The organism is Agromyces mediolanus, from assembly GCF_023715325.1.
Classification (GTDB): Bacteria; Actinomycetota; Actinomycetes; order Actinomycetales; family Microbacteriaceae; genus Agromyces; species Agromyces mediolanus_A.
The window spans coordinates 52,880-76,244 of record NZ_JAMBNX010000002.1; the positions used below are offsets into that span (position 1 = coordinate 52,880).

Consider the following 23,365-nt stretch of genomic DNA (forward strand, 5'->3'; position numbering starts at 1 on the left):
GGGGACGCCTCGACCGGGAGCCGTGTCGGTGGGGAGACGTAGACTTCTCCGGTGAGTCTGCAGGGTCTGAACACGGCGCTCTCGCGCGCCTCCACGATCGAACGCGCCCTTGGCGAAGCGCTGCGCAGCGCGGACTTCTCGGCTCCGGCCGGGCTCGACGCCCCGCTGCTCGCCGGCCTGCTGGAGCGGCGCCGTGCCGCCGGGCTCGCCCCGGTGCTGCTCGTGGTGACCGCCACGAGCCGTGAGGGCGAGGCACTGCGCGCCTCCCTCGCGCCCTACCTGCCGGCCGACGCCGAGCTGCTCGAGTTCCCGGCGTGGGAGACCCTGCCGCACGAGCGGCTCTCGCCGAGCGCCGAGACGGTCGGCCGGCGCCTGCACGCCATCCGGCGCCTGCACGAGTGGGGCGCCGGGGAGCGGCATCCGCTCGTCGTCGTCGCCTCCGTGCGGGCCGCCCTCCAGCCGATCGCCGACAACCTCGCCGACCTCGCGCCGATCGAGCTCGTCGCCGGCGCGCGCGGCCACGACCTCTCCGAGCTCGCGCTGCGGCTCGTCGATCTCGCCTACGCCCGCGTCGACATGGTGTCCCGACGCGGCGAGTTCGCCGTGCGCGGCGGCATCCTCGACGTCTTCCCGCCGACGGCCGACCACCCGGTGCGCGTCGAGTTCTTCGGCGACGAGGTCGAAGAGCTGCGCGCCTTCTCGGTCGCCGACCAGCGCTCGCTGCCCGAGCCCGTCGAGCGCGTGCACCTCGCCCCGAGCCGCGAGCTGCTGCTCACGCCGACGGTGCGCCAGCGGGCCCGTGAGATGGTGCACGAGTTCCCGAGCCTCTCGCAGATGCTCGAGAAGATCGCCGAGGGCATCCCGGTCGAGGGCATGGAGTCGCTCGCTCCCGCCCTCACCGAGCGGCTCGTGCCGCTCAGCCACTATCTGCCCGACCAGGCCGCGATCGCCGTCGTCGCGCCCGAGCGGGTGGCCGGCCGCGCCGCGAGCCTCGCCGAGACGAACCGGGAGTTCCTGGCCGCCGCCTGGAGCGCCGCCACCGTCGGCGCCGGCGCGCCCATCGACCTCGATGCGGGCGACTTCCTGAGCCTGCGCGAACTGCGGGATGCCGCGATGTTGAGCGCGCCCGGCGAGCCGGATCCGAAGCGGGCGTGGTGGACGCTGTCGCACTTCGACGCCGGCGAGGCCGCCGAAGACCTCGAGCTCGACACGAGCTACGTCCGGATCGCGGCGAACGCGGTGCCGAGCTTCCAGGGCAACGTCTCGGGGGCGGTCGAGCACGTCGCCGAGCGGATGCGCGAGGGCTGGGCGCTCGTCGTCGCCGCCGCCGGGCAGGGCCTCGTGGAGCGCGCGCGCGACGTGCTCGCCGAAGCCGGCCTCGCCGCCCGCCTCGTCGAGGAAGTGCCCGCCGATCCGGAGCCGGGCGTCGTGTTCCTCGTGCAGGCCGAGGCGGCGCGCGGTTTCGAGGTGCCGGAGGCGAAGCTCGGCCTGCTCGCCGAGGCCGAGTTCTACGGACGCTCCGCCGCCTACGACCCGCGCGCCGGCAAGAAGCTCGCCACGCGCCGGCGCAACGTCGTCGACCCGATCCAGCTGAAGCCGGGCGACCACGTCGTGCACGCCACCCACGGCATCGGCCGCTTCGTCGAGCTCGTCCAGCGCGAGGTGGCGACCGGCACCCGGCCGAAGGGCCCGAGCCGCACCGCCGGCATCGCCCAGCAGCCGACGACGGTGCGCGAGTACCTCGTGCTGGAGTACGCGCCGTCCAAGCGCGGCCAGGCCGGCGACCGGCTGTTCGTGCCGATGGACCAGCTCGATCTCCTGAGCCGCTACGTGGGCGGCGAGGCGCCTTCGCTCTCCAAGATGGGCGGCAGCGACTGGGCGCAGGCGAAGGGCCGCGCCCGCAGGGCGGTGCGCGACATCGCGGTCGAGCTCGTGAAGCTCTACTCGGCGCGGATGGCGGCCAAGGGGCACGCCTTCGGCCCCGACACGCCCTGGCAGCACGAGCTCGAAGAGGCGTTCCCCTTCACCGAGACGAACGATCAGCTCCAGACCATCGACGAGGTGAAGGCCGACATGGAGCGGCCCATCCCGATGGACCGGCTGCTCGCGGGTGACGTCGGCTTCGGCAAGACCGAGGTCGCGGTACGCGCCGCCTTCAAGGCGATCCAGGACGGCAAGCAGGCCGCCATGCTGGTGCCGACGACGCTCCTCGTGAAGCAGCACTTCGAGACCTTCACCGAGCGCTTCGCGGGCTTCCCCGTGCACGTGCGGGCGCTCAGCCGCTTCCAGACCGACAAGGAGGCGCGCGAGACGATCGCCGGTCTCGCCGACGGCACCGTCGACCTCGTGATCGGCACCCACCGCATCCTCACCGAGAAGGTGCGGTTCAAAGACCTCGGGCTGATGATCATCGACGAGGAGCAGCGCTTCGGCGTCGAGCACAAGGACGCGCTGAAGAAGCTCAAGACGAACGTCGACATCCTCGCGATGAGCGCCACGCCGATCCCGCGTTCCCTCGAGATGGCCGTCACCGGCATCCGCGAGATGTCGACGCTCGTGACCCCGCCGGAGGACCGGCATCCGATCCTCACCTTCGTCGGACCGTACTCCGAGCAGCAGGTGGGCGCCGCCATCCGTCGCGAGATGCTCCGCGAGGGCCAGGTGTTCTTCGTGCACAACCGGGTGTCCTCGATCAACCGCGTCGCGGCGCAGCTCGCCGAGCTCGTACCCGAAGCGCGCATCGCGGTCGCGCACGGCCAGCTCCCCGAGCATGCGCTCGACCAGATCGTGAGCGATTTCTGGGAGCGCAAGTTCGACGTGCTCGTCTCGACGACCATCATCGAGACCGGCCTCGACATCTCGAACGCGAACACGATCATCATCGACCGCGCCGACAAGTACGGGCTCTCGCAGCTGCACCAGCTGCGCGGGCGGGTCGGCCGCGGGCGCGAGCGCGCCTACGCCTACTTCCTCTACGACCCGGCGAAGCCGCTCAGCGAGACCGCGCACGACCGGCTCTCGACGATCGCGGCGAACAACGAGCTCGGCGGCGGCATGCAGATCGCGCTGAAAGACCTCGAGATCCGCGGGGCCGGCAACCTGCTCGGGGCCGAGCAGGCCGGCCACATCGCGGGCGTCGGCTTCGATCTCTATCTGCGGATGATCGGCGAGGCGGTCTCGGCGTTCCGCGGCGAGGTCGCCGAGGGGCAGACGGAGCTGCGGCTCGAGCTCCCCGTCGACGCGCACATCCCCGAGGACTACGTCGACAGCGAGCGGCTGCGGCTCGAGGCCTACCAGAAGCTCTCCGCGGCGAGCGGGCCGGCATCGAAGGACGGGCAGATCGACCAAGTGCTCGAGGAGCTCGTCGACCGGTACGGTGCCCCGCCGGAGTCGGTCGAGCACCTCGTCGCGGTCTCGAGGCTCCGCCGTCAGGCGCAGCTCGCCGGGCTCGCCGAGGTCATCGCGACCGGGTCGAAGCTCCGCATCGCCCCGGCGAAGATCCCCGATTCCAGGCGGGTTCGGCTCGAGCGGCTGTACCCCGGCGCGAAGCACTTCGCCCAGAACGACGTGATCCTCGTGCCGTTCCCGACCCCGGGCGGCGAGGCGCCGGGCGACGGCGACCTCATCGAGTGGGTGTCCAGGCTCGTGGCGAACATCTTCGAGCCGAGCCCGGCCCCGGCCGAGCAGGGCTGAGCAGCAGAGCCGGGGCCCGTGGGGCTGCGGCTGCACGCGCGCCGGGAGGAGATCGTCGCCGAGGGAGGATGCCTCGGGGGATCCGGTCCTCCCGAGGGGCGATTCTCCTCGCGCGGCAGGCCTAGGGCTTGAGGTGGCCCCACTCGGCGAGGAACTCGGCGACCGTCATGGTCTCGAGGTCGAGCCGGATCTGCTGCAGCAGCATGTCGGCGTCGACGAGCGAACCCGCCTTCGTGCGGATGACGGGCGCCGCCGAGTCGGTGCGCACCACCACGAGCTCCGCGACCGAGGGGCCGCCGAGGCTCGTCGCCTCGCCCGCGACGAGCAGCACGGTGTGCACGAGCTTGCCGAGGCCGCGGAGCCGCCGGGGGCGGAGCTCCGCGCGCAGGTGCGCGCTCGCCGGCTCGGCGCCGTCGGGCAGGCCTGGGTCATCGGGCAGGCCTGGGTCATCGGGCAGGCCGTCGTCGGGCAGCTCCGCCGCGCTCATCGGGAGAACGCCCCGCCCACGCCCGCCCGCGCGCCGCGCCGGCGGTACTGCGCCGAGCGCAGCGACACCGCGACGGCGGACACCACGATCGCGACGCCCGAGCCGAGGAGCACCGCGAGCGTGCCCTCGTCGGCGACCTCCGGCAGCCCGGCGAAGGCGAGCTCGTTCATGAGCAGCGACACCGTGAAGCCGATGCCGCCGAGCGCGCCGACGACGAGCAGGTCGCCCCAGGTGAGCGGCGTGCTGTCGCGCCGTCGCGCCACCAGCGCGCCGATGCCGCCGCCGATCAGGATGCCGACGATCTTGCCGACCGGGAGGCCGACGAAGATGCCCCAGAAGGCCGGGTCCAGCTCCGACGGACTCACCTGCGGGACGGCGACCATCGCGGCAGACAGCGCGAACAGGGGCAGCACGACGCCGTTCGACCAGGGTTCGAGGGCGTGGACGGCGCGTCCGCCGGGTCGGCGGGCCATCACGAGGCCGAGCGCGACGCCCGCGATCGTCGCGTGCACCCCGGACTGGTACACGAAGTACCAGGCGAGCACGCCGAGCAGGATCAGCACGGCGACGACGGGCCACTGCGGCCGACGGGAGAGGATCCACGCCGAGCGGGGCTTCATCATGCGGCTGACCGCGCCGAACAGGGCGATCGCGATGCCCGCGAAGCCGAGCGAGGCGAGATCGGCGTCGCTCGTGAAGAAGAACGCGATGATGAGGATGGCGATGAGGTCGTCGAGCACCGCGAGGGCGAGCAGGAACACCCGCACGCGGGTCGGGATCCAGGTGCCGAACACCGCGAGCACGCCGAGCGCGAAGGCGATGTCGGTCGCGGTCGGGATCGGCCAGCCGTCGGCGGTCGGGGTGCCCGCCGTGAACGCGAGGAAGATCAGCGCCGGCACGACGACCCCGCCGACGGCGGCGATCGCCGGCAGCAGCGCCTTCGACAGGCTGTTCAGCTCGCCGATCACGAGCTCGCGCTTCAACTCGACCGCGACGATGAAGAAGAAGATCGCGAGCAGGCCGTCGCTGATCCAGTGGCCGATCGAGAGGTCGAGGCCGAGCCACGGCAGCTCGAGGTGCTCGGTCTTCAGGGCCAGCAGACCGGGACCGGCCGAGGTGTTCGCGAGCAGGAGGCCGAGGGCGGCGGCGACGAGGAGCAGGACGGCGGCCCAGCGCTCGGATCGGAGGAGGTTCATGCGAGCCTTTCGTACGGTCTTCGATCACGTTCGCCGACCAGACTTCCCGGCACTCCGCGAACGATCCTACCGCGCAGGTGCCGGGCGGCCCGTGCCGCCGTACGCTGGGGCGGTGACCCTCTCCCTCTGGGCGACGCTCCTCGCCGCCTGCTTCGTGATCAGCTTCACGCCGGGGGCCGGGGCGATCAACACGATGGGCAACTCGCTCACGGTCGGCTTCCTCCGCTCGATCTGGGGAATCCTCGGCCAGCAGGCGGCGCTCGTCGTGCACATCGTGATCGTCGCGGCGGGCGTCGGCGTGCTCGTCACGGGGTCGCCCGTGGTCTTCGAGATCATCCGGTACGCGGGGGCCGCCTACCTCGTGTACCTCGGCATCCGCCAGATCCTGGCCAAGCCGAGCGCCGAGGCGGTGGCGGTCGATGCGGCGCGGGCGGATGGCACGGAGCCGGCCGAGCCCGAAGCGGAGGCGGCGCCACCCGCGGCGCCGAGCGGCGAGTCGCGCTGGTCGATGTTCCGGCGCGGGCTCTGGGTGAACCTCCTGAACCCGAAGGCGATCGTGTTCTTCCTCGCCTTCCTGCCGCAGTTCATCCGGCCGGGGCTGCCGCTGCTGCCGCAGTACCTCGTGGTCGGGGCGACGGTGGTGCTCGTCGACGTCATCGTGATGTGGGGCTTCTTCGCGGTCGCCGCGCAGGGACTGCGCCGGCTCACCGCCTCCGCGCGGGGGCAGCGCATCGTGAACCGCCTGTTCGGCAGCCTGTTCATCGGCGTCGGGGTGCTGCTCGCGGTCGTGCACTAGCCCCGCCCGAGACGGGCCAGCCTAGGCTGGGCGCATGACCGCCGCCGCCCATCCCGCCCTCGACGAGCTCATCGCCACGGTCGCGCTGCTGCGCGCCCCGGGCGGCTGCCCCTGGGATGCCGAGCAGACCCACGAGTCGCTCGTGCAGTACCTCGTCGAGGAGTGCTGGGAGCTCATCGACGCGATCGAGTCGGGCGACCGCGCCGAGATGATCGAGGAGCTCGGCGATGTGCTCTACCAGGTGCTCTTCCACGCCGATCTCGCCGCGCACACCCCGGGCGAGGACTTCGACCTCGAGGACGTCGCCCGGCACATGACCGCGAAGATGGTGGCGCGGCATCCGCATGTCTTCGGCGACCGTGAGGCGGAGACCGCCGAGGACGTCGTCGGCTTCTGGGACGAGCTGAAGGCCGACGAGAAGCCGCACCGCACGAGCGTGCTCGACGGCGTGCCGATGGGTATGCCCGCGCTCGCGCTCGCCGCGAAGGTGCTGACCAAGGCCGAGAAGGCGGGCGTCGCGCCGAGCGCGAGCCCGCACGCCCCGGCCGATCCGCTCCTCGGCGAGCCGTTCCCTGCCGACGAGGCCGAGCTCGGCGAGGCGCTGCTCCGACTCGTCGCCGAGGCCCGCGGCCGCGGCCTGGACGCGGAGCGGGCGCTGCGCGGGGCGATCAGAGGCTTCACCGCCGAGGTGCGCGCCGCCGAGGCGTCCACGCCGCCCGGGCCGCGCGAATAACCCCGGCACGTCGGGCAGCCCCGGCACGTCGGGCAGCCCGGCGACGCGGGCACCGGCCGGCGCCTGGAAGAATGGGCGCATGGCCCAGACCGTCACGCCTCCGCGCGGCATGCGCGACTTCCTGCCCGCCGAGAAGGCCCGTCGCGAGCACGCGCTCGGCGTCATCCGCGGGGTCTACGCCGCGCACGGCTTCGACGAGATCGAGACGCCCGTGATGGAGGACAGCTCCCGGCTGCACGCCGGCCTCGGCGGCGACAACGAGAAGCTCGCCTTCGCCGTGATGAAGCGCGGGCTCGGCGAGGCGGAGCTCAGCGCCGCGGCCGCGGCGGGCGACCCGCTCTCGCTCGCCGACCTCGGCCTGCGCTACGACCTCACCGTGCCGCTCGCGCGCTTCTACGCGACGCACCGCGCGGCGCTGCCGCCCGTGTTCCGCTCCATCCAGATCGCGCCGGTCTGGCGGGCCGAGCGCCCGCAGAAGGGGCGCTACCGCCAGTTCGTGCAGTGCGACATCGACATCATCGGCGACGCCACCCCGCTCGCCGAGCTCGAGCTGCTGACGGCGACCGTCGCGACGCTCGACGCGCTCGGCCTCGCCGGCTGCACCATCCGCCTGAACGACCGGCGCATCCTCGCCGGCATCCTCGCCGCCTGGGGCGTGCCGCCCGAGCTCCGCGAGCGCGCGCTCATCACGGTCGACAAGCTCGACAAGATCGGCGTCGACGGGGTCGCCGACGAGCTCGTCGAGACCGGGGCCGTGGCCGCCCCCGACGCCGTCGTCGAAGCCCTGCACGGCCTCGCCACCGCCGACTGGCACCTGCACGACGGCGTCGCCCCGCCGCCCGCCTGGCTCGACCCCGACGCCTACCGTGAGCTGCTCGCGCTCCGGGAGGCGCTGCCGGGGGCGGCCATCGAGTTCGACCCGACCCTCGTGCGCGGCATGGGCTACTACACGGGCACGATCTTCGAGATCGCGCACCCCGAGTTCGGCTACTCGCTCGGCGGCGGCGGACGCTACGACGGCATGATCGGGCGGTTCCTCGGCCAGGAGGTGCCGGCCTGCGGCTTCTCGATCGGCTTCGAGCGGATCGTCGACCTGCTCGAGCTCCGCAACGCCGGCCGCCCCCGCGCGGTCGTACTCGTCCACGACGGCGCGACTCCGGCCGAGCGCCTGCTCGCGATCAAGCGGGAGCTCGTCGCCTCCGGCGTCCGTGTGCGCCTCGAACGCCGGGTGAAGAACTTCCGGGCGCTCCTCGACCGGGTCACCGCCGACGGCTTCGACGCCTTCGCCACCGTGACGGCCGACACGGCGGATGCCTCGGCGCTCGAGTTCCGGGAGCTCGCCGAGTAGCGCCGCGACCCGCGGAGTTGTGGCTCCCGCCGACGCCTCTAGACTGGGCGGCGGATCACGATGGCGTCGTCCACACCTTCCCAACCCCACGAAGCCCCCATCAGAGGAGTCCACTGTGGCATTCATCGAAGCAGTCGGCGCGCGCGAGATTCTCGATTCGCGCGGCAACCCCACCGTCGAGGTCGAGGTCCTCCTCGACGACGGCTCGCTCGCGCGGGCGGCCGTGCCCTCGGGGGCGTCGACCGGGGCGTTCGAGGCGTACGAGCTGCGCGACGGCGACGCCGACCGCTACCTCGGCAAGGGCGTGCAGAAGGCCGTCGACGCCGTGCTCGACGTGCTCGGCCCGGCCATCGAAGACCTCGACGCGAGCGACCAGCGCCTCGTCGACGCCGCCCTCATCGAGGCCGACGGCACCGAAAACAAGAGCCGCCTCGGCGCCAACGCCATCCTCGGTGTCTCTCTCGCCGTCGCGAAGGCCGCGGCCGACGCCTCCGACCTGCCGCTGTTCCGCTACCTCGGCGGGCCGAACGCGCACGTGCTGCCCGTGCCGATGATGAACATCATCAACGGCGGCGCGCACGCCGACACCGGCGTCGACATCCAGGAGTTCATGATCCTCCCGGTCGGCGCGCCGACCTTCTCGGAGGGCCTGCGCTGGGGCGTCGAGACCTACCACGCGCTGAAGAGCCTGCTGAAGGCGAACGGCCTCTCGACCGGCCTCGGCGACGAGGGCGGCTTCGCCCCCGACTTCGCGCACAACCGCGCCGCGCTCGACTTCATCTCCGAGGCCGTGCAGAAGGCCGGCTTCACCCTCGGCACCGACATCGCACTCGGCCTCGACGTCGCGTCGACGGAGTTCTTCGAGAACGGCGTCTACCGCTTCGAGGGCAAGGACCGCACCGCGGCCGAGATGAACGCGTACTACGCCGAGCTCGCCGAGGCCTACCCCCTGGTCTCGATCGAGGACCCGCTGGCCGAGGACGACTGGGACGGCTGGGCCGAGCTCACCGCCTCGCTCGGGCAGAAGCTGCAGCTCGTCGGCGACGACCTGTTCGTGACCAACCCGAAGCGACTCGCCGACGGCATCGCGAAGCACGCCGGCAACTCGATCCTCGTGAAGGTCAACCAGATCGGCACCCTCACCGAGACCCTCGACGCCGTCACGCTCGCGCAGCGCGCCGGCTACACCGCGGTGCTCTCGCACCGCTCGGGCGAGACCGAGGACACCACGATCGCCGACCTCGCGGTGGCGACCGACTGCGGCCAGATCAAGACGGGCGCGCCCGCCCGTTCGGAGCGGGTCGCCAAGTACAATCAGCTTCTGAGGATCGAAGAAGAGCTCGGTGAGGCCGCGGTGTACGCCGGCCGCACGGCTTTCCCGCGCTTCACGGCGTAAGACGATCGCGGCGCGAGAGCGCAGCGGAACGCAGGGGGCGGCCAGGCGGCCGCCCCCTGCGGCGTTCCCCGGGCGATCGGCCGGGAAGGAGGCGTCATGAGCGGACCGAAGCGTCCCGAGCGCCCCGGACGGCCGAGGCCCCCGCGGCCCGCGACTCCCGCATCGCCGCCCGAGACCACCCGGCCCGCACCGGCCGGCCCGACGGCCCCGCGCAGCGCGCGGCGACGCGCCGCCTCGGCGGCCGCCGCGGCCCCCGAGGCCGGCGCCGTGCGGCAGGGCTGGCTCGGCGGCATCCGCTTCTCGGGCTTCTCGCTCATCATGATGGGCCTGCTCGTGCTCGCCGTCGTCGTGCTCGCGCCCACGATCTCCGCCTTCGCCTCGCAGCGCCAGCAGATCGCCGAGCTGCGCGCCGAGGTGTCGCAGCAGGAGGCCGAGCTCACGAAGCTGCGCACCGAGCGCGAGCGCTGGAGCGACGAGACGTTCATCGTCACCCAGGCGCGCGAACGGCTCTACTACGTGCTGCCCGGCGAGGTCAGCTACCTCGTCATCGACGACCGCAGCGACGCCGACAAGGCCGAGGCCGAGCAGGCGGTCTCCGCCGAGGTGACCGAGGCCCGGCGCGACTGGCTGACGAGCCTCCTCGACTCGGTGATGACCGCGGGCCTGGCACCGGCGCCCGCCGACCCGACCGCGCCGCCCGCCGACCCTGCAGCGACCACGCCGCCCGCCGCGGCCCCATCCGGAGGTACCCGATGACCCGCCCGCCGTTCGAGCCCGTCGCCGAGCGCGACCTCCGCATCGTCTCGGCCCAGCTCGGCCGCGAGGCGCGCAACGTCGTCGGCATCGCGGCTCGCTGCGTCTGCGGGGCCCCGACCGTCGTCGCCACCGCCCCGCGGCTGGCCGACGGCACGCCGTTCCCGACCTTCTACTACCTGAGCCACCCCGCCGCCACCGCGGCGATGAGCTTCCTCGAGGCCGCCCAGCTCATGGTCGAGTGCAATGAGCTGCTGCACGCCGACGCCGAGCTCGCCGCGGGCTACGCCCGGGCCCACGAGGAGTACCTGGCCGACCGCGCCCAGTTCGGCGAGGTGCCGGAGATCGCCGGCGTCTCGGCCGGCGGCATGCCGAATCGCGTCAAGTGCCTGCACGCGGTCGCCGCGCACGCGCTCGCCGCCGGCCCCGGCGCGAACCCCGTCGGCGACCTCGCGCTCGCCCGCTCGAGCTGGTCGCCGGAGGTCTGCCAGTGCGCCGACTACGGCATCGACCGACTGCCGGGTGCCGCCGACGACGCGCCGCCGACCGCGGAGCCGGGCCGATGACCTCGCGCCGGCGCGGCGGCCGGGTGTCGCGGCTCGTGCGCGGGCTCGCGCTCGTCGCCGCGACCGCGGGCCTCGTCGGCGTCGGTGCGGCCCCCGCGCACGCGGACACCGTCCGCGACCTCGAGTACTGGCTCAGCGAGTACGGCTTCTCCACCGCCTGGAACACGACGAAGGGCAAGGGCGTCACCGTGGCCGTCATCGACACCGGCGTCGCGGGCACCGTCGTCGAGCTCAAGGGCGCGATCACCGGGGGCACGGATGTCTCGGGCCTCGGCTCGCCCGACGGGCAGACCCCGGTCGGCGAGAAGCCGGAGCACGGCACGATGGTCGCCTCGCTCCTCGCCGGCCGCGGCTCGACGCCGGGGAACGGCGTCATCGGCGTCGCGCCCGAGGCATCCATCCTCACCGCGTCCGTCGCCTTCGGCGAGGACACGGGGGCGGCGGCGTCGAACGACGAGCAGATCGCCGAGGCGGTGACCTGGGCCGTCGACCACGGTGCCGACGTCATCAACATGTCGCTCACGCGCAACACCCGGGACTGGCCGGAGAGCTGGGACGCGGCGTTCATGCACGCCTTCGAGCAGGACGTCGTGATCGTCGCGGCGGCGGGCAACCGCGGCAGCGGCACCACCGAGGTCGGCGCGCCCGCGACGATCCCCGGCGTGCTGACCGTCGCCGGCGTCGACCGCGAGGGCAACGCGAGCTTCGATGCGAGCTCGCAGGGCATCACGATCGCGGTCGCGGCGCCCAGCGAGGACCTGGTGGGTGTGCGTCCCGACGGCTCGTACGTGCAGTGGAACGGCACCAGCGCGGCGGCGCCGATCGTCTCGGGGCTCGTGGCGCTCGTGCGCGCCGAGTACCCCGAGCTCGACGCGGCGAACGTGATCAACCGGGTGATCTCCACCGCCGACCCGAAGGGCCACCCGGTCGGCGGCCCGCTCTACGGCTACGGCATCATCGACCCGGTCGCCGCCCTCACGAAGGACGTGCCGAGGGTCGAGGCGAACCCGCTCGGCAGCCTGTCCGACTGGATCCGGCTGCACCGCCGGGCGAGCGGGGAGGCGCCGGCGACGGCGGCGCCCGACGAGCAGATCGTGCCGATCGCCGACCCGCCGCTGCCCGAGTCGGCGAGCACCCAGACCCTACTGCCCACCTCGTGGACGCTCGCATATATCACGATCCCGCTCTCACTGGTCGCGGGATTTGGTACGCTAGCAGCGCTGTTGGGCATCGGCGCCACTCGGCATATCAGGCGGAGCACCCGCGGCGGCGGGGACTGACCGCCCATCCCCACAAATCAAGGAGTCCATTCACCGTGCCCAAGATTCTCATCGTCGGTGGCGGGTATGCAGGTTTCTACACCGCGTGGAAGCTCGAGAAGTGGCTGCGTCCCGGCGAAGCCGAGGTCACCGTGGTCGACCCGCTGCCCTACATGACGTACCAGCCGTTCCTCCCCGAGGTCGCGGCCGGGTCCATCGAGGCGCGCCACGCGGTCGTCGCGCAGCGCCGCCACCTGAAGAAGACGAACGTCGTCACCGCCAAGGTCACGAAGATCGACCACGCGGCCAAGACGGCGACGATCACCCCGGCCGAGGGCGAGCCGTGGCAGTTCGACTACGACATCGTCGTGGTCACCGGCGGCGCCGTCTCGCGCACCTTCCCGATCCCCGGCATCGCCGAGAACGCGATCGGCCTGAAGACCATCGAAGAGGCGGTCGCGATCCGCGACCGGCTGCTCTCGAACTTCGACCAGGCGTCCAACCTGCCCGCCGGGCCCGAGCGCGACCGGCTGCTCACCGTCACGGTGGTCGGCGGCGGCTTCGCCGGCATCGAGGTGTTCGCCGAGCTGCGTTCCTTCGCGAGCGCGCTGCTCGAGTACTACCCGCAGCTGAGCTTCGAGGACACCCACTTCCACCTCATCGAGGCGATGGGCCGCATCATGCCCGAGGTGTCGCTCCCGACGAGCCACTGGGTGATCAACCACCTCGACCAGCGCGGCGCGCAGATCCACCTCGACACGCAGCTCACGAGCGCGGTCGACGGCAAGATCGAGCTGTCCACGGGCGAGAGCTTCGAGTCCGACCTCATCGTCTGGACCGCCGGGGTCATGGCGAACCCGGCGATCGTCCGCACGAGCGACCTCCCCGTCGAGGAGCGTGGCCGCATCAAGACCCGCGCCGACCTCCGCGTCGGGGACGACGAGGACATCGTGGCCGACGCCTGGGCGGCCGGCGACATCTCGGCCGTGCCCGACCTCACCGGCGGCGGCGTCGGCGGCTACTGCGTGCCGAACGCCCAGCACGCCGTCCGTCAGGGCAAGCTGCTCGCGAAGAACGTCGTCGCGGTGCTCCGCGGCGAGGAGCCCAAGAACTACGTGCACAAGAACCTCGGTGCCGTCGCCGGCCTCGGCCTCGGCTCGGGCGTGTTCCAGTCGGGCAAGCTCGCCATCAAGGGCCTGATCGCCTGGTTCGCGCACCGCGGATACCACGGCCTGGCGATGCCGAGCTGGGAGCGCAAGTTCCGAGTGTTCTGGGGCTGGTGGAACAACTTCTGGCTCGGCCGCGACATCGTGTCGCTGTCGGCCGTGCAGCGCCCGCGCGCCGCGTTCGAGGAGTTCGCCGCCCGCCCGAAGCCGGCCGCCGACGCCGCCCCGACGACGCCCGCCGCCCCCGCGAAGGCGGAGCCCAAGACGGAGCCCACGGCCGCCCCGGCCAAGGCCGCCGCGAAGAAGGCTCCCGCCGCGAAGGCCGAGGCCGGCGAGGCCGCGCCGAAGAAGGCTCCGGCCAAGCGCACGACCGCGAAGAAGGCCGCACCGGCCGAGCCCGCCGCCGAGGCGCCCGCGGCCGAGGAGGTCGTCGCCGCCAAGTAGGCGGTACGGCAGCTGACTACGCAGCGCCTGACTACACTGTGACGCGGCGTCGCCCCCTGGGCGGCGCCGCGTTCGGCGTCTCGGGCGGGTGCGCCCGGCCGCCGCGCCCCCATAGCCCAACCGGCAGAGGCAGGCGGCTTAAACCCGCTCAAGTCTGGGTTCGAATCCCAGTGGGGGCACGCGGAGTGAGGGCGCGGGGAGGGCGGGCGTCGCGCCTCGGATCTGGATGCGCGAATATTAGCTTCAGCTATACTGGCTGCATGTCTGATCTCATTCGCGCTGCGCGGGACGAGCTGGGTATCACTGGTGCCGAACTCGCGGCGCGCCTCGGGGTGACCGCAGGCGCCGTTTCCCAGATCGAACGGTCCGAGCGCTCCGGCAGGATCAGGATCGACACCCTCTCCCGCGCCCTCGAGGCGATGCAGCTTCGACTGCGCGTCTCCACGAGTCCGGCCACGGCGTACGCCGACTACACCCCGGCGGCGGTCACCGATCGGGTCAACGAGGCGCTCGATCGTCGCGAGCCGAGCCTCGCGCTCCGGGTGATCTCTCACGCGGCCGACATGATCGCGCACGAGGCCGACGCACTCAGCTCCGCCGAGCTCGCGGACCGACCGTCCAGCATCAAGGATGAGCGATGGGAGCAGCTGTTCCGAGCGGTGTACGGTGGCGCCATCCCCGAGTCGCACAGACCCGACTGGGCCGTCACGTCGAAGCTGCAGCGCCGTTGGTATGTCTCGCGCTTCCCCTCCCTCCAGGAGAAGGCGAAGGTGACCACACCGGACTTCCTCCGCGAGCTGAACATCTACGTCGATGCCAACTCACTGAGCACCCGATGAGGAGTTTCGGCGCACCCGAGGTCCGTGCCCTCCTCGACGAGCTCGCGGAACGGCTCGCGGCGGCCGGCATCTCCGGATCGATCAAGATCGCCGGCGGCGCGGCGATGCTGCTGAACTACCCCGACGACCCGGCGGTGCGGGTGACGCGCGACATCGACGCCATGATCGAGCCGAGCGGGGACCTCGAACGAATCGTCGCGGAGATGGCCGAGGATCTCGGGCTGCCCGCTCGGTGGCTCAATGCGGCGGGAAGCGGCTGGCTCCGGGTCTCAGGTACTCCGGTCGCATCGGGATCGCTCTCGGTGTCGGTCGCCTCGCCGAGGGAACTGATCGCGATGAAACTCGCGGCGGGGCGTGACAAGGATGCCAGCGATCTGGTCCTGCTCGCCCGACACGAGGGCTTGACCGACCCGGCCGCACTCGTCGATATCGCCTACGAGGTGTACGGCGAGGACTCGGTCGAGCTGCCCGATGGTCGCCAGTCGTACCTCTGGTTCGCGAGCGATGTGATGGCCGAGGTGCAGCGCCTGGAGCGATACGGCCGCTAGCGCGGCCCTCAGTCGAGGTGGTCGAGCCGGCGCAGGATGAGGCCCTCGCGGAGCGCCCAGGGTGAGACGTCGAGCTCGTCGACGTCGAAGGCCCGCATGGCCTCTGAGAGCACCACGGCACCGGCGACGATCTGGAAGGTGCGGTCGGCGGTGATGCCGGGCAGCGCGGGGCGCGCGTCGGCGGGGATGCGGGCGAGCCGGGGGATCCAGTCGTCGAGACCCTTGAGCTTCAACATGGCGCGGCCGGACGACCCGACGCCGTCCTCGGTCCAGCCCGCGAGCCGGGCGAGCGAGCGGATCGTCTTCGACGAGCCGACGACGTGATCGGGGCCGGTGTGCGTGCGGAAGTCGGCGAGCGCGCCCTCGATGATGCGCCGGGCGTGTTCGCGCAGGCGGCCGACCTGTTCGACGGAGGGCGGGTCGTCGGGCAGGAAGGCGATCGTCGAACGGCCCGCGCCGAGGGGGAGCGAGCGTGCGACGTCGGGCACCTCGTCGCCGCCGAGGGCGATCTCCAGCGAGCCGCCACCGATGTCGAAGAGCAGGATGCGGTCGGCGGACCAGCCGTACCAGCGGCGCACCGCGAGGAAGGTGAGCCGCGCCTCGTCCTCGCCGGAGAGCACGTCGAGCCGGATGCCGGTCTCGCGCTCGACGAGGTCGAGCAGGTGCTCGCCGTTCGCGGCCTCGCGGATCGCCGAGGTGGCGAAGGCGAGCAGCTCGTCGATGCCGGCCTCGCGAGCCGCCCTGGCCGCCTCGCCGACGGCCGAGAGGACCGCCTGGACCCCCTCCGAACTGATCGAACCGTCGGGCTCCAGATAGCGCATGAGGCGCAGCACCGACTTGTTCGACGCGGTCGGGATGGGGCGGGCGCCCGGGTGGGCGTCGACCACGAGGAGGTGGACGGTGTTGGAACCGACATCGAGGACACCGAGGCGCATGAAAGCGAGCGTAGCGATCCCGGGCCCCATGCTGCATACTGAGGCGACTGGGTCAACTGTCCCAGTCCGTCGCGACGCGGTCGTCGCGGCGACTCGACGGCGAGGAGGACGCGATGGTGCGGATGTCCGCGGCCGACCGCCGGGCGGCGCTCATCGAGGCGGCGCTCCGGGTCGTGTCCCGCGAGGGGCTCGCCCAGGCGACCACGCGGGCCATCGTCGCCGAGGCCGGCATGAGCCTCGCGAGCTTCCACTACGCCTTCGACTCCCGCGACGAACTCGTCGACGAGCTCATCGGCACGGTCGTGGCCCGCGAGCGCAAGGCGGTGGCGCCCGAGGAGCTCATCGCCGCCGCGGGGGCCGGCGCGAGCCTCGCCGAACTCGTCGAGGCCGGGCTCCTGCGCTACTTCGACCACCTCCGCGCCGACCCCGAGCACGAGCAGGCGATGCTCGAGCTCACCCAGTACGCGCTCCGCTCACCGGAGCGGCATCCGCTCGCCGTCGCTCAGTACGACCGCTACACCGACCTCGTCGTCGAGGCGCTCGAGGCCGCGGCGGACCTCACCGGTGCGCGCTGGCGGCTGCCCGTCGAACACGTCGCGAGGGTGCTCGTCGCCTTCAGCGACGGACTCACCATCACCTGGCTGGTCGACCGCGACGACGCGGCCGCCGCCCGCGTCGCCGCCGCCGCGGCCGACGCGCTCTCGAGAATGGCGGACCCCCGATGACCCGAACCGACCCCGGCGCGCCCGACTCCGGCGCGTCCGACCCGGGCGCGTCCGACCCCGGCGGCCGCCCCGATGCCGCCCACGGGGCCCACGGCATCGGCGTGGGGACGCTGAGCGGCGCGGTCGGCGCCCTCGCCGAGCCGGTGCGCCGGGTGTCGGCCGGCTGGATCGCGGCGTTCGCGACCGTCTGGTTCGGCGTCTGGATGGCGCAGCTCACCCCCGTGCAGCTGCTGCTCCCCGCCCAGATCGACGCCGAGCTGCACCCGGAGAACTGGGTCGACTCGGTCGTCGCCTTCGGCGTCATCTCCGGTATCGCGGCCGTGGCGACCATCATCGCGTACCCGCTCACCGGTGCCGTGAGCGACCGAACCACGAGCCGGTTCGGCCGCCGCCGCCCCTGGATCGCCATCGGCGCGCTCGTCTTCGCCCTCGCGCTCGTGCTGCTCGGCTTCCAGACGGAGATCTGGGCGATCGGCACCGCCTGGGTCGTGGCATCCGTCGGCTTCTGCATCATGACCGCGGCGCTCACGGCGACGATCTCCGACCAGGTGCCGGTCGGCCAGCGCGGCTTCGTCTCCGGGTGGATGTCGGCCCCGCAGGCGGTCGGCATCATCGCGGGCCTGCTGCTCGTCACCGAACTGGTGGCCGGCCAGGTCGCGGGCTACGCGGTGCTCGCGCTCCTGCTCGTCCTCCTCGCCGTGCCGTTCCTGCTGCGCCGCGACCAGCCGCTGCTCGCGGCCGACCGGGCCCGGGTGAGCGCGCGAGGCATCCTCTCCTCCCTCTGGATCAGCCCCAGGCGCTACCCCGACTTCGGTTGGACGCTGCTCAGCCGCGTGCTCGTCTCCGTCGGCAACGCGCTCGGCACGAGCCTGCTGCTGTACTTCCTGATGTTCGGGCTGAAGGACCAGAACGCCGAGGACGACCTCATCGTGCTCACCCTCGTCTACATGGTGTTCGTCGTGCTCGCCTCGCTCGGTCTCGGCCGCTGGTCGGATCGCACCGGCAAGCGCCGGGTGTTCGTCTTCGTCGCCGCGGGCCTGCAGGCGCTCGCGGCGCTCCTGCTCGCGCTCGTGCCCGACCTCACGGTCGCGATGGTCGCCGCCGGACTTCTGGGCGCCGGCTACGGCTGCTTCCTCTCGGTCGACCAGGCGCTCGCGACCCAGGTGCTCCCGGATGCGGCGAGCCGGGGCAAGGACCTCGGCATCATGAACATCGCCTCCGCGGTGCCGCAGGCGATCGCGCCGCTCATCGGTGCCGCGGCGGTCGTGCTGACCGGCTCCTTCGTGCTCGTCTTCGTGCTGTCCGCGGTGTTCGCGGCCGCGGGCGCGTTCGCCGTGGCGCGGGTGCGGAGCGTGGCATGAGCGCGGCGAAGCGGCCGGCGGCCGCCCCGGCCGGGGATGCATCGCCCGCGAAGCGCGGCACGACGACGACGAGCGGCCCCGAGGGGACGGCGATCGACCTGCGGCTCACCGGACGGCCGACAGCGGATGCCGCGGTCTGGCGCGACCCGGCCGAGTACTGGGGCCGCATGACGGCCGCCACCGCCCACTTGGACGCCCCCGTCGGCGCGCTCCACCTCGGCGCGCTCCGGCACAATGCGGCCGACATGGTGCGTCGGGCGAACGGCACGCCGATCCGGGTCGCCTCGAAGTCGATCCGGGTGCGCGGCGTCATCGAGGCGCTGCTCCGGATGCCCGGATACCGGGGCGTGCTCGCGTACACGCTCGCCGAGGCGATCCGGCTCGCGGACACCGTCGACGACCTCGTGGTCGGGTATCCGACCGCCGAGCGGGGCAGTATCCGCCGCCTCGCCACCACGCCCGAGCTCGCCGCGAAGATCACCCTCATGGTCGACTCGCCCGCGCAGCTCGATCTCATCGACGCGGTGCTGCCGCCCGGGAAGCGCGAGATGATCCGGGTGTGCCTCGAGCTCGACGCCTCCTGGCAGGCGCCCGTGCTCGGCCATCTCGGCGTCCGCCGCTCGCCGATCCACGAGCCGGACGACGCGGGCGCGTTCGCGGCGTACCTCGCGAGGCGCCCCGGCTTCGCGCTCGTCGGCGTCATGTCGTACGAGGCGCAGATCGCGGGCGTGCAGACCGCGCCGCCCGGCAAGCCCGTCGACGGCGCGCTGAACCGCTGGATGCAGTCGCGCTCCATGCCCGAACTGCTCGAGCGCCGGGCTCGGGCGATCGCCCGCATCCGGGAGCGCGCCGAGCTCGAGTTCGTGAACGGCGGCGGCACCGGTTCGCTCGAGGCGACGAGCGCCGACCCCTCGATCACCGAGATCGCCGCCGGCTCCGGCATCCTCGCCGGCCACCTCTTCGACGGGTACACGCAGTTCGCCCCGGCCCCCGCCGCCGCCTTCGCGCTCGACGTGGTGCGCCGGCCGAGCGCCGAGCACGCGACGATCCTCGGCGGCGGCTGGATCGCCTCCGGCCCGCCCGGACCCGACCGGCTGCCGCGCATCGCCTGGCCCGAGGGGCTCGAGCTGCTGCCGCGCGAGATGGCGGGCGAGGTGCAGTCGCCCGTCACCGGCCGGGCCGCGAGGCGGCTCCGTGTCGGCGACCGGGTCTGGCTCCGGCACACGAAGTCGGGCGAGCTCGCGGAGCACCTGAACGCGTTCGCCGTCGTCGACGGCGACGCGGTCGTCGGCGAGCTGCCGACGTACCGCGGCGAGGGCTGGGCGTTCCTGTGACGGGGACGACGACGGACGGCGCGCGGGAGCGCGCCGCGGTGACGAGAGGACGGGATGCCGTGGCGGCGACGGGCGCGATCTGGCGCAACTGGGGGCGCACCGAGCAGGTGCGGCCGCTGCGGGTGGAGCGGCCGGAGAGCGCGGAGGCGGTGCAGCGGGCCGTGACGGCCGCGGCCGCCGCCGGCCTCGCGATCAAGCCCGTGGGCGCGGGGCACAGCTTCACCGGCATCGCCGTCGCCCCGGGCGTGCAGCTCGACCTCGACGCGATCGAGGGCGTCCTCGACGTCGACGTCGAGCGCGGCCGGGTCACCCTCGGCGCCGGCACCCGGCTGCATCGCCTGCCCGCGCTGCTCGCCCCGTACGGGCTCGCGCTGCCGAACATGGGCGACATCGACCGGCAGTCCATCGCGGGCGCCACCTCGACCGGGACGCACGGCACCGGCCTCGGCTTCGGCGGGCTCGCCACGCAGATCGTCGGCGCCAAGCTCGTCACCGGCACGGGGGAGCTCCTCGTCGTCGACGAGGCATCCCGCCCGGAGCTGCTGCCCGCCGTACGACTCGGCCTCGGCGCGCTCGGCGTGCTCGTGGAGCTCACGCTCCAGCTCGTGCCCCGCTACGTGCTGCACGCCGACGAGCACCCCGAGCCGCTCGCCGAGGTGCTGGACGGCTGGGACGAGCGAGTGCGGGGGGCCGACCACTTCGAGTTCTACTGGTTCCCGCACACCGAGATCGCGATGACGAAGACGAACACCCGGCTGCCGGGCGACGCGCCGCGCAGACCGCTCGGCCGGGTGTCCCGCTACCTCGACGACGAGCTGCTCGCGAACGGCGTGTACCGCGGCGTCTGCGCGCTCGGCACGGCGGTGCCGCCGATCGTGCCGTTCTTCGCCCGTCAGGTGGAGCGCCTGCAGGGCAGCCGCGACTTCGCGGACTTCTCGCCGAAGGTGTTCGTGACGAACCGCACGGTGCGCTTCCGCGAGATGGAGTACGCCGTGCCGATCGCCGCCGTGCCCGACGCGCTGCGTGAGGTGCAGCGGCTCATCGAGCGCCGCGGCTGGCGGATCAGCTTCCCCGTCGAGGTGCGGGCCGCGGCGGCGGACGACAACTGGCTCTCGACCGCGCACGGGCGCGAGACGGGGTACCTCGCGGTGCACCGCTACTTCCGCGAGGATCCGACCGAGTACTTCCGTGCGGTCGAGGAGATCATGCTCGCCCACGAGGGGCGGCCGCACTGGGGCAAGATGCACACGCTCGACGCCGAGGTGCTGCGGGAGCGGTACCCGCGTTTCGACGACTTCCTCGCGGTGCGGAACGAGCTCGACCCCGAGCGGCGCTTCCGGAACGACTACCTCGACCGCGTGCTCGGCGCGTAGCCCGGGCGGGGCCGGCCGCGGGCCCGGTCCGGAAGCTAGGGCGTGCGGCGGCGGAGGGTGACCGAGCCGACGACGATCGAGCCCACGATCCAGGCGCCGATGACGAGCAGCTTGCCGACCACCCACTCGGTCGACTCGGAATCGGCCGCGACGGCCTGCAACGCGTCGATCGCGTAGCTGAGCGGCAGCCACTCGCTGATCGCCTCGAGTGCGGCGGGCAGCTGGTCGCGCGGGATGAAGATGCCGCCGAGCAGGATCTGCGGGAACACCAGCACGGGCATGAACTGCACGACCTGGAACTCGGTGCGCGCGAACGCGCTCGCGAGCAGGCCGAGCGCCGTGCCGAGCAGCGCGTCCCCGACGGCGACCGCGAAGAGCAGCCACACCGAGCCGGCGATCTCGAGCCCGCACACCCAGACCGCGAACGACACCGCGACGGCGGTCTGCACGACCGCGAGCAGCCCGAACGCGAGGGCGTAGCCGAGGATGAAGTCGCCCTTACCGAGCGGCATCGACAGCAGCCGCTCGAGCGTGCCGCTGCGGCGTTCCCGGAGCGTCGCGATGCTCGTGACGAGGAACATCACGATGAAGGGGAACAGGGCGATCATCGCGGGACCGATGTCGCTGAAGACGTCCGTGTCCACGAAGATCCAGGCGACGAGCCCGATGAGCAGGCTCGGCACGACGACGAGCAGGCCGATCGTGCGCGGGTCGTGCCGGATCTGCGCGAGCACCCGGCCCGCGGTGGCGAAGGTGCGGGTGAGCGTCATCGCGGCTCCTCCGGTGCGGCGGCGGGCGCGGATGCCTCGTGGCGGCCGTGCGGGTGGCGGTCGTGCTCGGCGGGGGAGCGGAGGTCGGGTTCGCCGCGCTCGATGAGTCGCAGGAACGCGGCCTCGACGTCGTCGGTGCCGGTGACCTCCAGCACGCCCGCCACCGTGTCGTCGGCGAGCAGCTCGCCGTCGCGCATGAGGAGGAGCCGGTCGCAGCGCTTCGCCTCGTCCATCACATGGCTCGAGACGAGGAGCGTCACGCCGTCGTCGGCGAGGGCGCGGAACAGGCCCCACAGCTCGACGCGGAGCACGGGGTCGAGGCCGACGGTCGGCTCGTCGAGCACGAGCAGCTCGGGCGAGCCGAGCAGCGCCGCGGCGAGGGAGACCCGGCCGCGCTGCCCGCCGGAGAGGGTGCCCGCCAGACGATCGGCGACGGGACCGAGCTCGGTGCGCGCGATCACCCGCTCGACGTCGCCGGCGGGCGCGCCGAGCACCCGTCGGAAGTAGCGGAGGTTCTGCCGCACCGTGAGGTCGTCGTAGACGCTCGGCTGCTGGGTGACGTAGGCGACCCGGGTGCGGAGGGCGGCGCTGCCGGCGGGCAGGCCGAGCACCTCGATCTCGCCGGAGCGGACGACCTGCACGCCGACGATGGCGCGCATGAGCGTCGTCTTGCCGCTGCCGCTCGGACCGAGGAGCCCGACGATGCGGCCGCGCGGCACGGCGAGCGAGAGCCCGTCGAGCACCTCGCTGCCGCCGCGGCGGACGTGCAGCCCGCGGACGACGACGGCGGCGCCGGTCGAGGCATCCGCATTATTCATCATGCGAGGAATTCTTCGCCCCGGACACCGGGCTGTCAAGAGCCGCGCCGCCCTCGAGGTGGAGCTGCACCACCGGCGCGACGCGCCGGACGATGTCGGCGGGCGGCAGGCTCGCCAGGGGCTCCGCGACGAGCACGTAGCGCACCATGATGAGCCCGACGATCTGGGAGACCGCGAACTCCGCTCGGAGCTCGGCCTCGTCCGACGGCACGCCGGCCTCGGCGAGCCTCGTCGCGATGCGGTGCATGAGCTCGTGTCGGAGGAACTCCCGGAGCATCCGCGACACCGGGCCGTGCCCCACCGTGCCCCGCAGCGCGGCGAGCGCCGCGGGTCGTACCGCAGGGGCGTCCCAGGCCCGCACCACGCCGGTGACCAGCGCCTCGCCGATGCCGTCGATCGGGCCGTCGAGCGCTCCGCGGACGAGCTGATCGGGCCGGAGCGGCACCTGGACGACCGCCGCGACGAGGGCCTGCTTGTCGTCGAAGTAGTGCCGGATGAGCGCCGGATCGACCTCCGCCCGTCGCGCGATCGCCCGGATCGAAGCGGCCTCGTACCCGTGCTCGGCGAACTCCTGGGTGGCTGCGGCGAGGATCCGCCGGCGCGCCTCGCCGACCTCGGCCGCGCGTGGCCGACCGCGCTTCCGAGGGGGAACCCGGGTGCCCTGCTGTTCCACGAGGCAGAGCCTACGCCCCCGCTGCGAGCCCGCGGCACGGGCGCGGTGCGCCGGGCGTGAGAAGCCTTCGAGTCTCATGGGAAACCCGGCCGTCGCCGGGGTGCGCGGATAAGATGAGGGGGCACCCCGATTCCCGCAGCGCTAGGAGCTGA

Annotated in this window: 21 protein-coding genes and 1 tRNA gene; 16 read left to right on the forward strand and 6 right to left on the reverse strand. The window is 72.9% G+C overall.

The genetic code is table 11. From position 1 onward, the window contains the following. Window positions 1-51: 51 nt before the first annotated feature. Window positions 52-3,693 (forward strand): transcription-repair coupling factor, encoded by a 3,642-nt coding sequence (mfd, locus tag M3147_RS04065; RefSeq protein ID WP_251202205.1) that lies wholly within the window; start codon window positions 52-54, stop codon window positions 3,691-3,693. A 121-nt stretch (window positions 3,694-3,814) separates the two neighbouring features. Here mfd and M3147_RS04070 read toward each other — a convergent pair whose 3' ends face one another. Beyond that, window positions 3,815-4,180, reverse strand: a complete 366-nt coding sequence (locus M3147_RS04070) for a hypothetical protein (RefSeq protein WP_251202206.1) — start codon at window positions 4,178-4,180, stop codon at window positions 3,815-3,817. Further along, window positions 4,177-5,376, reverse strand: coding sequence for a Na+/H+ antiporter NhaA (gene nhaA / locus M3147_RS04075; RefSeq protein WP_251202207.1), 1,200 nt, complete (start codon window positions 5,374-5,376; stop codon window positions 4,177-4,179). Before nhaA ends, M3147_RS04070 begins: the two co-directional genes overlap by 4 nt. 112 nt (window positions 5,377-5,488) lie before the next feature. On the opposite strand from nhaA, the gene M3147_RS04080 reads away from it, so the two are divergent. From M3147_RS04080 to M3147_RS04130, 11 genes are all read left to right on the forward strand, one after another. Further along, a complete protein-coding gene (locus M3147_RS04080) occupies window positions 5,489-6,172 on the forward strand; it encodes a LysE family transporter (RefSeq protein ID WP_251202208.1) in 684 nt (227 codons plus the stop codon). Window positions 6,173-6,206: 34 nt separating this feature from the next. Next, the gene (locus tag M3147_RS04085) at window positions 6,207-6,905 is read left to right on the forward strand and encodes a MazG family protein (protein WP_251202209.1); all 699 of its coding nucleotides are present in this window, start codon (window positions 6,207-6,209) and stop codon (window positions 6,903-6,905) included. A gap of 79 nt (window positions 6,906-6,984) precedes the next feature. After that, complete coding sequence (gene hisS / locus M3147_RS04090; protein WP_251202210.1) at window positions 6,985-8,253, forward strand: histidine--tRNA ligase; 1,269 nt, start codon at window positions 6,985-6,987, stop codon at window positions 8,251-8,253. A 115-nt stretch (window positions 8,254-8,368) separates the two neighbouring features. Then, window positions 8,369-9,649 carry a phosphopyruvate hydratase gene (gene eno / locus M3147_RS04095; RefSeq protein WP_251202211.1) on the forward strand — a complete coding sequence of 427 codons (1,281 nt, stop codon included), beginning with the start codon at window positions 8,369-8,371 and terminating at the stop codon, window positions 9,647-9,649. Window positions 9,650-9,745: 96 nt separating this feature from the next. Further along, on the forward strand, window positions 9,746-10,405 hold the full coding sequence (locus M3147_RS04100; protein WP_251202212.1) for an FtsB family cell division protein: 660 nt from the start codon (window positions 9,746-9,748) through the stop codon (window positions 10,403-10,405). Further along, window positions 10,402-10,968, forward strand: coding sequence for a DUF501 domain-containing protein (locus M3147_RS04105; RefSeq protein ID WP_251202213.1), 567 nt, complete (start codon window positions 10,402-10,404; stop codon window positions 10,966-10,968). The genes M3147_RS04100 and M3147_RS04105 overlap by 4 nt, the downstream gene beginning before the upstream one ends. Continuing rightward, window positions 10,965-12,248 (forward strand): S8 family serine peptidase, encoded by a 1,284-nt coding sequence (locus M3147_RS04110; RefSeq protein WP_251202214.1) that lies wholly within the window; start codon window positions 10,965-10,967, stop codon window positions 12,246-12,248. The genes M3147_RS04105 and M3147_RS04110 overlap by 4 nt, the downstream gene beginning before the upstream one ends. 35 nt (window positions 12,249-12,283) lie before the next feature. Continuing rightward, window positions 12,284-13,837, forward strand: a complete 1,554-nt coding sequence (locus tag M3147_RS04115; RefSeq protein ID WP_251202215.1) for an NAD(P)/FAD-dependent oxidoreductase — start codon at window positions 12,284-12,286, stop codon at window positions 13,835-13,837. 105 nt (window positions 13,838-13,942) lie between these two features. Next, window positions 13,943-14,016: transfer RNA gene (locus M3147_RS04120), tRNA-Leu, on the forward strand. An 81-nt stretch (window positions 14,017-14,097) separates the two neighbouring features. After that, window positions 14,098-14,676, forward strand: a complete 579-nt coding sequence (locus tag M3147_RS04125) for a helix-turn-helix domain-containing protein (RefSeq protein ID WP_251202216.1) — start codon at window positions 14,098-14,100, stop codon at window positions 14,674-14,676. Beyond that, entirely contained in the window at window positions 14,673-15,224 is a 552-nt protein-coding gene (locus M3147_RS04130; protein WP_251202217.1) for a DUF6036 family nucleotidyltransferase, read from the forward strand. The genes M3147_RS04125 and M3147_RS04130 overlap by 4 nt, the downstream gene beginning before the upstream one ends. Window positions 15,225-15,232: 8 nt before the next feature. Here the strand turns inward: M3147_RS04130 and M3147_RS04135 are convergent, their stop codons facing one another. Continuing rightward, a complete protein-coding gene (locus tag M3147_RS04135; protein WP_251202218.1) occupies window positions 15,233-16,159 on the reverse strand; it encodes a Ppx/GppA phosphatase family protein in 927 nt (308 codons plus the stop codon). Between the two features lie 113 nt (window positions 16,160-16,272). Here M3147_RS04135 and M3147_RS04140 point away from each other — a divergent pair, with 113 nt between their 5' ends. From M3147_RS04140 to M3147_RS04155, 4 genes are read left to right on the forward strand one after another with little or no spacing between them, the layout of a single operon-like run. Continuing rightward, window positions 16,273-16,884, forward strand: coding sequence for a TetR/AcrR family transcriptional regulator (locus tag M3147_RS04140; RefSeq protein ID WP_251202219.1), 612 nt, complete (start codon window positions 16,273-16,275; stop codon window positions 16,882-16,884). Next, complete coding sequence (locus tag M3147_RS04145) at window positions 16,881-18,245, forward strand: MFS transporter (protein WP_251202220.1); 1,365 nt, start codon at window positions 16,881-16,883, stop codon at window positions 18,243-18,245. The genes M3147_RS04140 and M3147_RS04145 overlap by 4 nt, the downstream gene beginning before the upstream one ends. Beyond that, entirely contained in the window at window positions 18,242-19,579 is a 1,338-nt protein-coding gene (locus tag M3147_RS04150; RefSeq protein WP_439954180.1) for an alanine racemase, read from the forward strand. Before M3147_RS04145 ends, M3147_RS04150 begins: the two co-directional genes overlap by 4 nt. Before the next feature lie 59 nt (window positions 19,580-19,638). After that, entirely contained in the window at window positions 19,639-20,952 is a 1,314-nt protein-coding gene (locus tag M3147_RS04155) for a D-arabinono-1,4-lactone oxidase (RefSeq protein WP_251202591.1), read from the forward strand. Between the two features lie 35 nt (window positions 20,953-20,987). Here M3147_RS04155 and M3147_RS04160 read toward each other — a convergent pair whose 3' ends face one another. The 3 genes from M3147_RS04160 to M3147_RS04170 are packed head-to-tail and all read right to left on the reverse strand — an operon-like array spanning window position 20,988 to window position 23,213. After that, window positions 20,988-21,722: an ABC transporter permease gene (locus M3147_RS04160; protein WP_251202221.1), complete on the reverse strand. Its 735-nt coding sequence runs from the start codon at window positions 21,720-21,722 to the stop codon at window positions 20,988-20,990. Beyond that, entirely contained in the window at window positions 21,719-22,543 is an 825-nt protein-coding gene (locus tag M3147_RS04165) for an ABC transporter ATP-binding protein (RefSeq protein ID WP_251202222.1), read from the reverse strand. The genes M3147_RS04160 and M3147_RS04165 overlap by 4 nt, the downstream gene beginning before the upstream one ends. Next, window positions 22,533-23,213 carry a TetR/AcrR family transcriptional regulator gene (locus tag M3147_RS04170; protein WP_251202223.1) on the reverse strand — a complete coding sequence of 227 codons (681 nt, stop codon included), beginning with the start codon at window positions 23,211-23,213 and terminating at the stop codon, window positions 22,533-22,535. The genes M3147_RS04165 and M3147_RS04170 overlap by 11 nt, the downstream gene beginning before the upstream one ends. Window positions 23,214-23,365: the final 152 nt, after the last annotated feature.